Origin of the sequence: Reichenbachiella sp. MALMAid0571, assembly GCF_040151475.1 — a bacterium.
Lineage (GTDB): Bacteria > Bacteroidota > Bacteroidia > Cytophagales > Cyclobacteriaceae > CAXBNB01.
This window is the reverse complement of sequence record NZ_JBDKWG010000094.1, coordinates 43,215-57,139: the sequence shown is the minus strand read 5'-3', so window position 1 is coordinate 57,139 and position 13,925 is coordinate 43,215. Positions and strand designations below refer to the sequence as shown.

The 13,925-nt window shown below is 34.6% G+C and carries 13 protein-coding genes and 1 tRNA gene; 7 read left to right on the top strand and 7 right to left on the bottom strand.

Going from position 1 to position 13,925, the window contains the following annotated elements:
* Positions 1–57 precede the first annotated feature (57 nt).
* The 3 genes from AAOP42_RS03615 to AAOP42_RS03605 form a co-directional block, all read right to left on the bottom strand.
* Positions 58–1,299 (bottom strand): IS4 family transposase, encoded by a 1,242-nt coding sequence (locus tag AAOP42_RS03615; RefSeq protein ID WP_349527096.1) that lies wholly within the window; start codon positions 1,297–1,299, stop codon positions 58–60.
* Positions 1,300–1,437: 138 nt separating this feature from the next.
* Positions 1,438–2,142, bottom strand: coding sequence for a methyltransferase domain-containing protein (locus AAOP42_RS03610; RefSeq protein WP_349527095.1), 705 nt, complete (start codon positions 2,140–2,142; stop codon positions 1,438–1,440).
* Position 2,143: 1 nt separating this feature from the next.
* Positions 2,144–3,241 carry a type III polyketide synthase gene (locus AAOP42_RS03605; protein ID WP_349527094.1) on the bottom strand — a complete coding sequence of 366 codons (1,098 nt, stop codon included), beginning with the start codon at positions 3,239–3,241 and terminating at the stop codon, positions 2,144–2,146.
* Between the two features lie 142 nt (positions 3,242–3,383).
* Between AAOP42_RS03605 and AAOP42_RS03600 the strand changes: the two genes are divergently transcribed.
* The 7 genes from AAOP42_RS03600 (at position 3,384) to AAOP42_RS03570 (ending at position 10,672) form a co-directional block, all read left to right on the top strand.
* Positions 3,384–4,247 carry a UbiA family prenyltransferase gene (locus AAOP42_RS03600; RefSeq protein WP_349527093.1) on the top strand — a complete coding sequence of 288 codons (864 nt, stop codon included), beginning with the start codon at positions 3,384–3,386 and terminating at the stop codon, positions 4,245–4,247.
* 45 nt (positions 4,248–4,292) lie between these two features.
* Positions 4,293–4,370, top strand: a tRNA-Pro gene (locus tag AAOP42_RS03595).
* 355 nt (positions 4,371–4,725) lie between these two features.
* Positions 4,726–5,697: a type IV toxin-antitoxin system AbiEi family antitoxin gene (locus AAOP42_RS03590; protein WP_349527092.1), complete on the top strand. Its 972-nt coding sequence runs from the start codon at positions 4,726–4,728 to the stop codon at positions 5,695–5,697.
* The gene (locus tag AAOP42_RS03585) at positions 5,672–6,508 is read left to right on the top strand and encodes a hypothetical protein (protein ID WP_349527091.1); all 837 of its coding nucleotides are present in this window, start codon (positions 5,672–5,674) and stop codon (positions 6,506–6,508) included. The genes AAOP42_RS03590 and AAOP42_RS03585 overlap by 26 nt, the downstream gene beginning before the upstream one ends.
* A gap of 17 nt (positions 6,509–6,525) precedes the next feature.
* Positions 6,526–6,690, top strand: coding sequence for a hypothetical protein (locus tag AAOP42_RS03580; protein ID WP_349527090.1), 165 nt, complete (start codon positions 6,526–6,528; stop codon positions 6,688–6,690).
* 324 nt (positions 6,691–7,014) lie between these two features.
* Positions 7,015–10,065, top strand: a complete 3,051-nt coding sequence (locus AAOP42_RS03575; RefSeq protein WP_349527089.1) for an HsdM family class I SAM-dependent methyltransferase — start codon at positions 7,015–7,017, stop codon at positions 10,063–10,065.
* A 4-nt stretch (positions 10,066–10,069) separates the two neighbouring features.
* The gene (locus AAOP42_RS03570; protein WP_349527088.1) at positions 10,070–10,672 is read left to right on the top strand and encodes a hypothetical protein; all 603 of its coding nucleotides are present in this window, start codon (positions 10,070–10,072) and stop codon (positions 10,670–10,672) included.
* A gap of 526 nt (positions 10,673–11,198) precedes the next feature.
* On the opposite strand, the gene AAOP42_RS03565 is transcribed toward AAOP42_RS03570, so the two are convergent.
* From AAOP42_RS03565 to AAOP42_RS03550, 4 genes are all read right to left on the bottom strand, one after another.
* Positions 11,199–11,564 (bottom strand): hypothetical protein, encoded by a 366-nt coding sequence (locus AAOP42_RS03565; RefSeq protein ID WP_349527087.1) that lies wholly within the window; start codon positions 11,562–11,564, stop codon positions 11,199–11,201.
* A 105-nt stretch (positions 11,565–11,669) separates the two neighbouring features.
* Positions 11,670–12,707, bottom strand: coding sequence for a helix-turn-helix domain-containing protein (locus tag AAOP42_RS03560; RefSeq protein ID WP_349527086.1), 1,038 nt, complete (start codon positions 12,705–12,707; stop codon positions 11,670–11,672).
* Between the two features lie 100 nt (positions 12,708–12,807).
* The gene (locus tag AAOP42_RS03555; protein WP_349527085.1) at positions 12,808–13,179 is read right to left on the bottom strand and encodes a hypothetical protein; all 372 of its coding nucleotides are present in this window, start codon (positions 13,177–13,179) and stop codon (positions 12,808–12,810) included.
* 49 nt (positions 13,180–13,228) lie between these two features.
* Positions 13,229–13,828, bottom strand: a complete 600-nt coding sequence (locus tag AAOP42_RS03550; RefSeq protein WP_349527084.1) for a hypothetical protein — start codon at positions 13,826–13,828, stop codon at positions 13,229–13,231.
* Positions 13,829–13,925: the final 97 nt, after the last annotated feature.

Genomic DNA, 13,925 nt, shown 5'->3' with positions numbered 1-13,925 from the left:
AATTACTGACATCCGACTAAATTCTATTTTTCACAAAAAGGTCTTGTAGAAGTTGAATTAAGGATCTTTTCCTAGGTTCTCATAAACACCCCCACTTGTAGGATCGAACATGTTGAGTTGTACTATCTGTAGGTTTCTGCTATGATCGGTCAACGGCGAAGTTTTCACAACTTTGACCAGAGACATATATGAACCCAAATTTGCGGAGGCCATTGAAACTATTGTAGTGAATAATTCGCATTCTTTGACTTGTCGATGAATAACGGTAAATATCAAATTGGCAATCAGCGCTATCCATATTTGGGTTTTTATTCCTTCGCAACTATCAGAGTAAAAATAATTAAGTTCAAAGTTTTGTTTTAGCCTTTTAAAAAGTAATTCTATCGACCATCTACACTTGTAAAGATATGCGATGGTTTCTGGTTGGCAGTCCATCAGATTGGTCACGAACTTCAATACCTTCCCAGTCTCAAAATCTTTGTATGTAACCACTCTTGCTTGAATGGAGTCAAAAGCAACAGTTTGGTCTGCAATGATACCACCATTGGCATATTCACTAATATGATTGGGCTGTCCGAGTAAAATTTGATAAGAAGCGTTCTTATTTAACCTTGTTAAATAATAAGCACCTGCTTGATGAATCTGTTTCCACTTTTTGTAATTGACATAGCCTTTGTCAAACAGGTATATTTTACCTGGTTCCACGTTGAGCTGTCCGAGGAAATCCTTATCATTTTTACGTGCTTCTGATAAACAGATCAAATCAGGGACAAAGCCAGTCAATGGAAGTTTTGCATGGATCTTCAACCCACCTTTTTTTCTACCTTCAAGTGGGAGTCGTCCTGCTCCTTTGAATACATCTGTGAACAAACCAATGGTGCTCGAATCAAAAATATCAACACAATTCGGATCAATTTCATCATTGATAAAGCATCCAATGTGATTGGGGGTGAGATACCTTCTATAATGCTGATACAATTGATGGTACAGATCACCAAAAACATCACTGCTTCGATTGATGTTCGCATCACTCAAAGTGCTTTTACTTGGCAACTTGGTTATATCCAAATACTGAAGCCTTTTGTTTAAAAATATTAAGGACTTGCAAAGATTACTCAGTGAATGACACCTTGATATAACGCCATATAAAATAAACACCAATTGACGAAAAGTCGTCATTGTCTTATAATAATGGTCGCTTTGATGCTTAGTGGCAACACGTTCAACTAAATCTCGTGGTATAAAAGACAACAATTGGCAAATTACTGGTTGTCCGGTCAAATTTCTATCTTTACTCATGATGTCTAAGTGTGGTAACTCAAACATCATAAACTTTAGTGGAGAGTCAAATCTCCACTATTGTATTTTTCCAAGAAGATTAAATCTAATCACATTTTTAAGCGGATGTCACTATTATATAATTGAACTTCTCAACACTCACCCAAAAATAATAAGCTGCCACCGATAAGCCCATTTCCAAGTCAAAGAAAAATTACTGACTTCTGCTTTTTCCAGGATAGACAACAACTCTTTTCGCTTGAATGAACGGGCGACTGATACAATCGAATCATACCTGACCATTTCAGATTTTGACAATGCGCTAATGACCCACCTGGTGAAGTAATAAGAAATGATATGTCTGTGCAAGTCATTGATGACGATACCTGCTTTTGATTGTGTCAGTAGCTGTTTGATCAATATTGACAGTTGTTCGTCAGTGAAATGATGGGTAAACAAACTACAATGCACCACATCAAATTTCATTTCCTTAAATTCAGAACTAAATATGTTCAAGTCTTTGTAGTTAATGTTTCTGTAGCTTTTGGTGTTTTCCCTTGCATAGTCGATAATGGAGGTATTGGCATCTATGCCAGTAAAGCTTAAATCGTATCCGTTTTTTTTACCCCATTTCGACATTTCCACCATCAGGTCACCGCCTCCACAACCCAAATCTGCGATATGAAAGATTTTGCTTTTTTCTTTAGAGAGTAATTTTTTGAGGCCACTGGTTGAAACCTGATTGCCCCCGAGCAAAGTGTTTATTCTGTCAAGTTCTTTTAGCGTTTGTTTGATTACTTCGCCTGATTGGGAAAAATCATCCATGATTTCCTCTTCTGACGATCTGGTTTTTAGGCTGACCATCTTAACAAACTTTAAGCAACATGCTTTCTAATGTAAGTCCCGGTCCAAATGCGAGCCCAAGAATCTTAGACTCCTTGTCATGCTTTTCCAGTTTTTCGAATATGGATTTTAATACAAACAAAATAGTGGGTGACGACATATTGCCGTAGTTTTTCAATACCGTATATGCTGATGCATTACTTTCTTTTGAAATGTCCAGCTCTTGTTCTATCACTTCCAGTATTTTTTTTCCACCGGGATGAATGGCAAAGTGACTGATGTCGCTGGTGTTTAACTTTAATTCGCTAAACAAGTTGGTGATTAGGGATTTGATCCCCTTTTTTACCAGATCAGGTACATACGAAGATAGGGTCATTTCAAAACCGAAATCTCCGATACTCCAGGTCATATCCTGCTCTCCTTCTATCATTAAGTCGCAATAGAAGGTTTCAATCGACAGACTCTGATGAACTGAAGGGTTGCCTTCCACAACAATGGCTGCAGCTCCATCACCAAATAAGGCGTTGGCCAAAATAGTATCTTCCTGATCGAGGTTTTTTTGAAAATGCAAACTGCAAAGCTCAACACATACGATCAGCACCTTTGATCCTGCATTTGCCGTACAAATATCTTTGGCAACTTTCAAGGCATTGAAAGCCGCATAGCAACCCATAAAGTTGATGGCTGTTCGTTTGATGGAATGGGAAAGTCCTAAAGATTTTACCAGGTCAAAATCAAGGCCGGGAGCATACATGCCAGTGCAACTGACGGTGATCAGGTGTGTGAAATTTTTCGGGTCATCAGTACCAATGCATTGCTTTACGGCATCTAAAGATAGCACCAAGGCTTCCTTTTTATAAACCTGCATTCGCTGCGATACACCTGGAAATGGTTCGAGATTGTTGGTATTTGGAAAAAACTCAAAACCACCTAATGATGTAGTGTAATCTTTTAACACGCTGTGTCTGTGGCTGATGCCGGAAGCACGAAATATGATTTCGGTTTCTTTTTTCTTCTCGTCACTCAGGTTGAGATTATTCAATAAAAAACCCACAACGTCCTTTTGGGAAATCCTATACTTTGGCAATGCGGTTCCAAATGATGTAATGTATGCACCCATAATTTCTATCGCTCTAAAGTACTCATTTAATCATTCTATGAAAAATAAAAAATCGGATCAGTTCAGGTTTTGAGTGCTATATATTTGAAATATTTGTAAGTCGTAAAGTTGTAAAAGTGTTCTAATCTGTATTATTGCGTATATGACCAAGTCAACACTGCTTCACCTGAGGATTCCATTTTCATTTTACCTGCTACCAGTTTTTCTTTTTGCATGTTCTTTGTCAGGCAAACTTCCTTTGGTCAACCTTATTTTAGTAGGGATAGTATTGCATTTATTTCTTTATCCGGCCAGCAATGGATACAATTCATATTTCGACAAAGACGAGGAAAGTATTGGTGGATTGAAAAAACCTCCAACGGTTTCCAAAGAATTATATTGGTATTCACTTCTATTTGATTTTTTAGCCATAGCAATTGGTGTTTTTATCAATTGGCAATTTACGGTAATGCTTCTTATCTATGGGCTGGTTTCCAAAGCTTACAGCCATCCCACTATTAGGCTAAAAAAAATGCCTTTTGCCGGATGGTTTGTGGCAGGTTTTTTTCAGGGCTATTTCACTTTTATCATGGTTTGTGTTGGCTTGGGTAATATTTCTTTCCAAGAGATTACCAGCCTAAACATCCAATTGCCGGCATTATTAAGTTCCATGCTGTTATGGGGTAGTTATCCCATGACCCAGATATATCAGCATAATGAAGATCGAAAAAGAGGGGACATTACGATTAGTTTGAGATTAGGAGTTTTAGGTACTTTTCATTTTACTGCGGTTGCCTTTTTTATTGCTACCATGGGGTTCTTCTATTTTTACAGTCAGTATTATTCCGTATTTCATGCCTCTCTTTACATGCTGTTTTTATCGCCGGTTTTACTCTATTTTGGCTATTGGTATTTAAGATCGAGAAAAAATGTCAATAATGTCAACTATTCCAATACAATGAACCTCAACTTTATTTCTGCATTGATGATGAATTTGTATTTTATTGGCTTTTACTTTTTCAAGTAATATTCTATTTACAGAAAAATAATTATAGTTTTGCATCCGAAAGTTCGGGGTGTAGCGCAGCTCGGTTAGCGCACCACGTTAGGGACGTGGGGGTCGCTGGTTCGAATCCAGTCACTCCGACCACTAGCCCTTCATATGTAAAGTATGGAGGGTTTTTGTTTATTAGTAACAGAACTAAAGTAAACCTTTAAAAAAGTGGGTTTAAGGCATTAAAAAAGCCAACTTTATGTAAAGTTGGCTTTTGTTTGGTGTTGTTAAAAGTAGTCCGTAGGGGAAACTATAACTTACTGATAATCAGTTTGTAAATATTTTATTGCAAACAAACTTGAAAACAATATTCCTTATTTCCCTCTATCCTAATGTAGTGTTAAATAGCTTCATGTAGATGATTAACTGCCCTTAGACATTTCTATCTCATTTGTTTTGTTCACGTTTTTTATTTGTTCATGTAACATGAACATTGTATATTTGTGAACAAATGGAAAGAGAAATAATAGATACTGCCCTTAAAAACCTACAAAAAGGCATTAAACTAAATGCTCATTGGAATAATAATGGCCCATTAGATGGGGAATTGACAATTAAACAGGATTTTAGAACATTTTTTTTTATCACTGAAATAAAGAAAGAAATTCGTCAGCATCACATCAATCAAATCATGAAAGATCGCCCGGTAAACCATCAAATGATGATTGTAGCTGAACGAATAATTCCTAAAGCAAAAGAGGAATTAAGAGAAAGGAAAATTGCTTATTTGGAAGAAAACGGCAACATCTATGTAAACTTACCCGATTTTTTTTTATTAATTGATACCAATAAACCAGGCCTAAGAAAAAAAGAAACAAGAAATCGAGCCTTCACAAAAACCGGACTGAAAGTAGTATTTAACTTTTTAATGGATCAAGAGTTGGTCAATCAACCACAAAGAGAGATTGCTGAAATAACGGGAGTGGGCTTAGGAAATATTCCTCAAATCATTAACGGGTTGAAGGAAACAGGGTACTTACTTCAATTGGATAAAAAGCACTATACTTGGGAAAACAGAGCAGAACTATTAAACAGATGGATAACGGATTACGAAACAACATTAAGACCAGCCATTACAAAAACAAAGTATAGGTTGAAAACCCCCTGGAAGGACATTAATTTAAGCAAAGGACTAACCACCTGGGGAGGGGAACCGGCCGCTGATATCCTGACCAACCACCTTCGTCCGGAGAAATTCATCCTATACACAAAAGAAAATCAGGTTGATCTAATCCGCCAATACAAGCTTTTACCAGAAGAGAATGGAGAACTTACCGTTTACGAAATGTTTTGGGAGCAAAAACCAGAAGAGACAACAGCCCCCCCATTATTGATTTACACCGAATTGATACTGGAAGGAGGAAAACGAAACAAAGAAACAGCAGAGAAAATTTTTAATGAATACATCAAACCAAAGTTATAAAGAGCTGGCAATACCATACTTCAAAGAAGTCTTTGAAACAATTGATGAGATAATGATCAGGTACAATATTCCTTATTATCTTATAGGTGTTAGTGCTATTGCCCTGGAATTACTACGAGACGGCAAAAAACCTGATCGAGGCACCAAAGACATTGATTTTGCCATCATGATTTCATCAATAAATGAATATGATAATCTTAGTGAATCTTTAATTTCTAAAGGATTCAACAAAGTAAAAGCACCTTGGACATTTTATTCAGATGAATACGATGCTGCCATAGATATTCTTCCATTTGGTGAAATTGAAGAAAATGATACTATCCGATTTAATGAACGATATTCTGATATACATGTCTTAGGTTTTAAAGAGGTACTGCAAGATGCCAAAGCAATCTATATTGAAGAGAAAATAGTTCAAATCCCCCCACTTCCGGGAATGATAATCTTAAAATTGGTGGCATGGAGTGACCGTCCCGAAGAGCGTGATAATGATCTTTCAGACATCCTGAGAATTATTGAACATTATTTCGAATTGGAATTTGATGAAATCACGGAGAAGTATTACACTACTTTCCCTGAAGATGACAGTTTTGACCAATTAAGAATAGCTGCTGAAGTTTTAGGTAGTAAAGCCAAAGAATACCTTAATAAATCAGAAACACTTTCAACAAGAATACTAAGTGTCGTACACGAAAATTTACAAGAAGAAGAAAAATCTGCTATTGCCCGGGAATGGGCAAGAAAAAAGGATTGGGAAATAAAATATGCTTATTCCATACTGAAGGCATTTCAAAAAGGATTAGTCTCATAAAAACAGGGTTACATTAATTGAAAGTGTATAATGCAACATTAGCTTCCGGAGGATATCCGTGGACTATTATTCCTGTAGAATCAAGGGATACCTATATGAATGCTCTGGAGCAAGCGAGTGTAAACCAGGACATCAAGCCGTTTGCTAAATTTCTGTCAAGTCTGGTTGACAAACAATTGTAGAATAAAAAATATAACATACCTTACTACTAGATTTAATTACCCGAAAGTAGGAACGATTGTATAAATAAGCTCATTTGGAAAACCTAAACTTGCAAAAGAGTTTAATTTAGATTTTAGCGAATAAGCTGTCAATCGTATTACTGAGATTAATGCTTTCCTTTTCTAGCAAGTATTACACTATCTATTATCTCCTTATATGCTGGTTTAACTTTTGATAAAGTCTAAATTTAGGATCAAAGAGCTCCAAAAAAGTGGTAAAACAGCTACCTTTACTGATTTAAATTTGTATTTTAGGCAAAAAGTTAGTATAAGCAAACAAATATAATGACAGGTCAGGAAGTAATAGAGTTAATCGGTTTAGATAGAGCAAAATCTGTAACATCCAAAAGAAAAAATCTTTTGGAAAGCGAGTCTATTATCTTGGATGAAGTTAATGAGAAATCATTTAAAATTGATTCGATTTACTTCAATACTGATAACAATGGAAACAGTTTCCCTGCTGTTTTCCTGAAAAAAGTTAGCTTGTTTGACGAAAAAACTTTAGAGGAAATAGCTGACATACATAGAAAAGTATGGAATTATAAAAAAGTGCTGTTTCTTTATGTGTATTCTGATACCGAAATCCGTATTTACAACTGTTCAGAAAAACCGCTTATTAAAAGTAAAGAGGATTTCGATTTTGAGAAAGAACTCCAAAAAGTCGAAATAAAGGCGTATCAATTTTCAGATAAACAACAACTTGAAGAACTAAATAAGCTCTTTTCAAGAGTTGCAATTGATTCAGGTATTGTTTGGACATTAGAAGAAGCTCAGTTCATCAGAGATAAAATAAAACTTCAACGAAGAGTTGATAAATATCTTGTTTCAAGTTTGGTTAACACCGCTAATAAACTTGAACAACAAGGTTTAAAAATTGATTTTATTCATAAAATTATACTTCGTTCACTATTCCTATTATATCTTGAAGACAGAGGAGCTACAGATAAAAAATTATATTCTCTTTATAAAAAAGGCGCAACTTCATATTTCAATATTTTAGATGATACTGAAGCCACATATAAATTATTTGAACGATTAGAAGAGGATTTTAATGGGAATATATTTACCGTAGAAAGAGACGAACAAATATCTGCTGACCAACTCCAACTCATAAAAAAATGTTTCATTAGTGGCAATGACAATACTCCGCAAACTCAACTCTTTGAAAATTGGCGTTTGTTTGATTTCAGCATTATTCAAATTGAATTGTTAAGTGAGATTTACGAAAATTTTTTATTCAAAACCGATCCTAAACTAAAGAAGAAAACAGGAACTTACTACACGCCTCCGGCATTGGTAGAGTTTATGCTAAATGAAAAGTTGCCTATCAGCAAGACGGAGAAAAATTACAATGTCAAAATTTTAGACCCAAGTTGTGGCTCGGGAATTTTTTTGGTAGAAAGTTTTAAACGTTTGGTAAAACGTTATGAAAATCAACATAAAGAAAAACTTACTGACTTTGATAAACTCAAAAAATTATTAACTGATAATATCTTTGGTATTGAACTGCATCCGCAAGCTATAAAAGTAGCTGCTTTTAGTTTGTATTTGGCTTTGGTCGATAGTTTAGATCCAAAAACTTTATGGCAAAAGAGGAAACACCGATTGCCTAACCTAATCAATAATCCCAATGATAAGTCTTTAAAAGAACAAGGGGAAAACTTGTTTTGCAGAGATACAATTGAGCAAAACAAAGAAATAGATTCCAATGAGTTTGACTTAATTGTCGGAAATCCACCTTTTGGCACAAGAGAATTAACAAAATCTATTCGCAATTATTGTGATAAAGAAGGTTTTGCAAAAGAAATGGTTTTACCCTTTTTACACAAAGCCACCACGCTTGCACCGAAAGGAGAAATTGCATTGATTTTTAATACGAAAGTTTTAACCAACACGGGCGGTACCTATCAAAACTTTAGAGAATGGCTATTCAATAAATGTTATGTAGAAAAGGTTTTCAACTTTTCTATTCTTCGTAATGCCCATAAAAACTTTGGTGGCCAATTATTTGGGGATGCCACAGGACCAATAAGCATTGTATATTATCAGAAAGAGTTACCAAAAAATCCAAGTGATAAAATTGCTTATTATGCTCCCAAGACATTTATAAAATCAAATGTGATTGATGGATTGAGCATTGATTCTACTGATTTAAAATATTTACCCAGAGAAGAATGTCAAAAAAATGACACAAAAATTTGGAAAATTGTAATGTGGGGCGGAACTAACGATTGGAGATTGTTGCAAAGATTAAATAATGAATACCTTACAATCAAAGAATATTTTAAAGAAAAAAATATAGATTATGGTGTTGGGTTTGAACTTAGTAATCCACTTGACAAACCAAATAGTGAAATCAAAAAACTACCAATTCATACCCCTGATAACATTCTTAAGTATTATACCCCAACATCAAACTACAGAATCAATGCGGAAAAATTCAGAAGATTAGGGAAAATTGAAGCCTATAAAACCTCTCATATTTTGTTAAATGAGGGAATAAAAGTTAATGAAAATCGACTTTCATTATTGGCTTCATTTGTTGACTACAAAAGTGCTTACTCAAAGGGTATTGTTGGTATTTATTCAAAGAATAATGACACAAATTTACTAAAATTACTAACTGTTTATCTAAATTCAGACTTTATTCGGTACTACGCCTTTTTAACAACATCCAGTTGGGGTATTGAAAGAGATGTAGTCAAGCACAAAGAACTATTTGAAGCTCCATTCTTGATAGAAAAATTAGATGAAAAACAAGTAAACCATATTGTTAAGCTATTTGATGAAAAACTTTATAACAAGGAATTCTATACTGTAAACAAAGCAATAGAAAATGAGATTAATGAAATAATTTTAAGTTGCTTAACTGAAAACGAAAAGTATAATATTCAGCATTTGCTAAACAATATTGAATTATTTCACAAAAAAGAAAAATCAGTAGCATTACACCCTGTATTACAAAGTCATACAAAAGAGTATGGAGAAATAATAAGCAACGAACTCAATGAATTCCTAGAAGGGCAAGACTTATTTGTAAATACTACAGTGTTTAGCATTGATAGATTTACTCCGCTGATGATGATTAGACTCTCTCACGATAAAACAAAAAATGATGTTTCTCTTTCTGATGCGAGCATTGAAAAAGAGCTAAAAACTCTTGACAAAAATTTATGGGAGAAGAAAGCAGAAAATATCTATTTCAGGAAAAAATTGAACTATAAAACAGGTGATGATATTTTTATTATCCGTCCTAATCAACGCAGGTTTTGGTCAAAATCAATGGCAATAGAAGATGCTTCTGAGTTAATTCTTGAAATATTAAACGAGAATTAACGGAATGACTTACAAAATCAATTATAAAAAAGCTTTTGAACAGCGTTGTTTTCAGTTAATCATAGAAGCATACCAAACTTCATTAAATGAAAAAGTAATACAATTAGATTGGAATGAAAACGATATTTCCTCTGAAATACACAAGCATATAAAAGAAAATCCATTAAGAATAAAATGGAAAGTTTCAAGCAATGTAGAAGCTCATATCCCAAAAAATATTTCTAAAATAAAAGGCTTTGCTGACAAATTTCCAAGAATAGACTTTAGGTTAACCACATTTTCCAAAAGTAATGAATATGACTATTTTTTTGAAACAAAGAATCTAAAACAAAATGATTCCGCATTAAAACGCAGATATATCAATACAGGAATTAACAACTTTACTTCTAAAAAGTATGAAAATGGCAGTTTAATTGGTTATTTGGTAGAAGGTAAAATAAACGAAACAGTAAATGGAATTAATGCATTGTTGAAAAAAGACAAAAGAGAAACGGAAAATTTGAACCTTAAAGAGGATAACCTATTGAAAAGCTATTACGAATCTAATCATTCTGAAATAGGTATTTTAAAACATTTAATATTTGATTTCGCCAACATTTCTAACTAATAAATGTCCACATATTCACAACCACTAATTGCAAAATCAGGTGATTTTCCGTTTAATATCCCCTCACATCTGGGGGGGTAATTTCACTATTTTTAGATTTCAATAGGGCTGGAATAGGGTAATTTCTGGTTTCATACTCTTATTGATTCTTCTACCAGTACTTGAATAAATACTATTATCTGAGGGGTCTTAAGAAATTCCTAGAAATTTTCTGGAATAAGGTCATGCTTCAGATCTACCTACATTGTGTGTTTACACAATGCAGCTCCTAAATATCACTATCATACGTTGTAGAACCAGGTCTTATTATATTGACCTGATACCCCTGAGAGGAGTATCAGCTTTAAAATAAAAAAGCAGCTCCATTGCTGAAGCTGCAAAAAAAAACAGACTAATAAGAATCCTTTGGGTCAGGTATAGATCAGTTTACTAAGCCTTTCAGAGTAACACGGCCGTTTGGATAAGGGGTATGGATTACTTTGATTCCATTGGACAGGTCAAATTCTATTGGATTTCCCATATCAATTTACTTCAATGCCAAAATCAAAACTGCAATAAGAATAAGACCCCCTACTCCCATGCTAACATACAACAAATTGTCATTAGAGTCAGTGGCTTTAGTACCTTTCGTATTCATTGCATTTTCATTCGCCAATAGTTGCATTTTCAATTTCTCAAGCTCATAATTAGTCGAGGGGTATGCACTTGTAGTTTGTGTAGCTGCACCTCCAGAGCCTCCGGACAAACTGCTTTTTACAGATCCGACCGTGCTGGCTATACTGCTTATATCATTGAGAGTATTAAAAAAACCGTCACCCAGAAAAAATTCGTGGTGCTTGTCTGAAAAATGGAAGGATCCATTTAGATTTTTATTTAAAGCTAGCTTTTTCATAATCTCACAGGTTGAGTCCTTTTGGACGGTTTACCTTCTTTTTTTTCTAGATATTTCAATAAATAATAGAGACCAACTTGGACGGATCCCATTATAAGAAATTTTCTAATCTTCATCGGAATATTCATCTGTAATAGGGGTATATCCTGAGTTTTCCAACATTTCTTCAATTTGCAATTTCAGATCGGAATCCAATTCAAAAACTTCACTTTTGAAAATCCACGACTCTTCAGCTTTTTCATAAAGCTCTTCAAATTGCAGTTTTAGCATTTCCAAAACATTGATTTCAGAGGTAAACTCACTCTGGAGTTCGTTTTCAGTTGCAAACTGTAATACATGATTGAGGTTTAACAATATGGATTGCAGCTCCTCCAAATTCAAATCTTTATCGTCATTCGAAAGAATATCATTGATCAACAGAGCTTTGAATTTGGAGGTAAACCTTATATTTTTTAGAATATTTCCAGTTGCTTCAAAATTAGAAAGCTCCATTATTTCTTCAAACCTGATTTTTTCCTCAAGACTAAAAATTCCAACTTTGGATATTTCCTTTTTCAGTTTTTTATCTCTTCGAATTTTTTCCAGTTTACCGATAAGGCTAGTAGCTTCGATCCAGTAGAGGTTCTTTTCATAAAGTTCAGAATCATACTGGCAAACCCCTTCAGATAGCTCTTGAACTTCCCTGAGTTTTTCCAGGTATTCACTTGCTTTAGATTCGTCCCAGGACTTTTTTTGAGAGAATACCAGTAATGAGCCTAGTACACCATTCAATATACGTACCGCATGCCTTTTCTTTCGTTTTACCTCAATCGCTGCATTGCTTTGCTGGAATTCCAATTCCAACAGTTTTATTTCTTCCATTGTAGGAGGCTCAACGGTCTGACTATAGGGTTTACTGAGTTTTTTTGAGGCTTCAGTTGTAGTTTTTGAAGGCTCATTGAGTGCTGGATTGGACTCTTCGGTACTCACCGACATATAGGGTGATTTCTCATTTTCTAATTCCAGTTCTTTCTTGAAGTCCTTTATCCAATTGTAAACCGTGGATAATGATCTCTCTTCATTAATTTCTAAATGAATTTCTTCAGGGGACATTCCCTGAAGAAATAATGCCTTTGCCTTTTCTTTTAATTCTGATGTGCTCATTGTTTTTAAATTATACTTTGTGAAATTTTATTCAAAAGTATAACTCAAAAAGTAGGTAGATTTCGATTTTTGTGGATTCTAGTGGGATTCTTATTGATTCTTATTGATTCTTTTTTAAAGCAGATTCGGGATACCTAACAGTGTAGCCTATATGTTGAAAGAATAGTGCTACAATTGAACGGGGTACAGGTCTTTTTCCGAGTTTTATATAGCAGGGATATTTTTTACAGAACTCTTTAAAATCATTTGATACCGATTGGACATGCCTTTTTAAAATTCCTGCCAGTTTTTCCTTTGTGTAGTCTCCTTCAGTCAGAGTGAAATCATAATTTTCAACGGTAAACGGATCGTAATCTAGTTTAGGGTAAGGGTATTTTGGAGGTTGGTTTTCAAAAGTAGGTGTTTGATCTTTATTAGAAATTACTTTCCAAGCTTTCAATGTTCGGCTTTTGATTAATTTAAATATTTTCATATCATTTCAATTTTTAATGATCAATTGGTTTACTACCGAATTCAATGCATTATTCAACCAGTCTAATAATTTCAGCCAAATTGCCTTTTGATTCGGCCAGGTGGATCAGGCGTTCAATAGTGAGATCGTAGAGTTCCAATACAGACACTTTAGGAAGTTCGATTTTTTCATTGCTATGACTTTGACTATATGCATAGCAGCTGCCGGATCCCGGTTTACCTGAGACTGGTACAGAAAAACTTTCTGTTAAAATGTCTGGTGAGGTGAACCGCTCAATATAATCTCTGAGATGGATCGACATATCAAAATACCCTCGCTTCTTACGCCATAGTATCTTGGTGTATGGGTTGTCCTTTTCAGATTGATAAACCATACCGGGTTTAATATATGGTGCAGTACGATCCCCGTAGTAGGTACCATTTAGTTCTGCAACACAATCAGCCTTCACCATTTCGATGATATGAAGGAGCCCGCAAACTTCGCTTTGCAACAAGCACAGATCCGCAAGGATTACTTTTCTTGCATCCAATTCAGACTTTACAAGCTCTGGTTTTTTCATGCCGGCAGTAGGATAGCAACGAACTACATTTTCCAATATGGATCGTTTTGTGTCCAAACTCCGGAGGATATTATTAAGGTGTTTTTTCATTTTTTAATATTTTATTAAGTGAGACAAAAAACTATTGCCTAAATCTCTTAAAAAGTGCATATACGTACTATACAAGCATTTATTCATGGTTTTATGA

Bases quoted from the DNA above. Each gene is read 5' to 3' on its own strand.
- AAOP42_RS03600 (WP_349527093.1), top strand. From the start codon at position 3,384: ATGACCAAGTCAACACTGCTTCACCTGAGGATTCCATTTTCATTTTAC.
- AAOP42_RS03565 (WP_349527087.1), bottom strand. From the start codon at position 11,564: ATGAAAAAGCTAGCTTTAAATAAAAATCTAAATGGATCCTTCCATTTT.
- AAOP42_RS03575 (WP_349527089.1), top strand. From the start codon at position 7,015: ATGACAGGTCAGGAAGTAATAGAGTTAATCGGTTTAGATAGAGCAAAA.
- AAOP42_RS03605 (WP_349527094.1), bottom strand. From the start codon at position 3,241: ATGGGTGCATACATTACATCATTTGGAACCGCATTGCCAAAGTATAGG.
- AAOP42_RS03590 (WP_349527092.1), top strand. From the start codon at position 4,726: ATGGAAAGAGAAATAATAGATACTGCCCTTAAAAACCTACAAAAAGGC.
- AAOP42_RS03550 (WP_349527084.1), bottom strand. From the start codon at position 13,828: ATGAAAAAACACCTTAATAATATCCTCCGGAGTTTGGACACAAAACGA.
- AAOP42_RS03610 (WP_349527095.1), bottom strand. From the start codon at position 2,142: ATGGTCAGCCTAAAAACCAGATCGTCAGAAGAGGAAATCATGGATGAT.
- AAOP42_RS03560 (WP_349527086.1), bottom strand. From the start codon at position 12,707: ATGAGCACATCAGAATTAAAAGAAAAGGCAAAGGCATTATTTCTTCAG.
- AAOP42_RS03615 (WP_349527096.1), bottom strand. From the start codon at position 1,299: ATGAGTAAAGATAGAAATTTGACCGGACAACCAGTAATTTGCCAATTG.
- AAOP42_RS03555 (WP_349527085.1), bottom strand. From the start codon at position 13,179: ATGAAAATATTTAAATTAATCAAAAGCCGAACATTGAAAGCTTGGAAA.
- AAOP42_RS03570 (WP_349527088.1), top strand. From the start codon at position 10,070: ATGACTTACAAAATCAATTATAAAAAAGCTTTTGAACAGCGTTGTTTT.
- AAOP42_RS03585 (WP_349527091.1), top strand. From the start codon at position 5,672: ATGAATACATCAAACCAAAGTTATAAAGAGCTGGCAATACCATACTTC.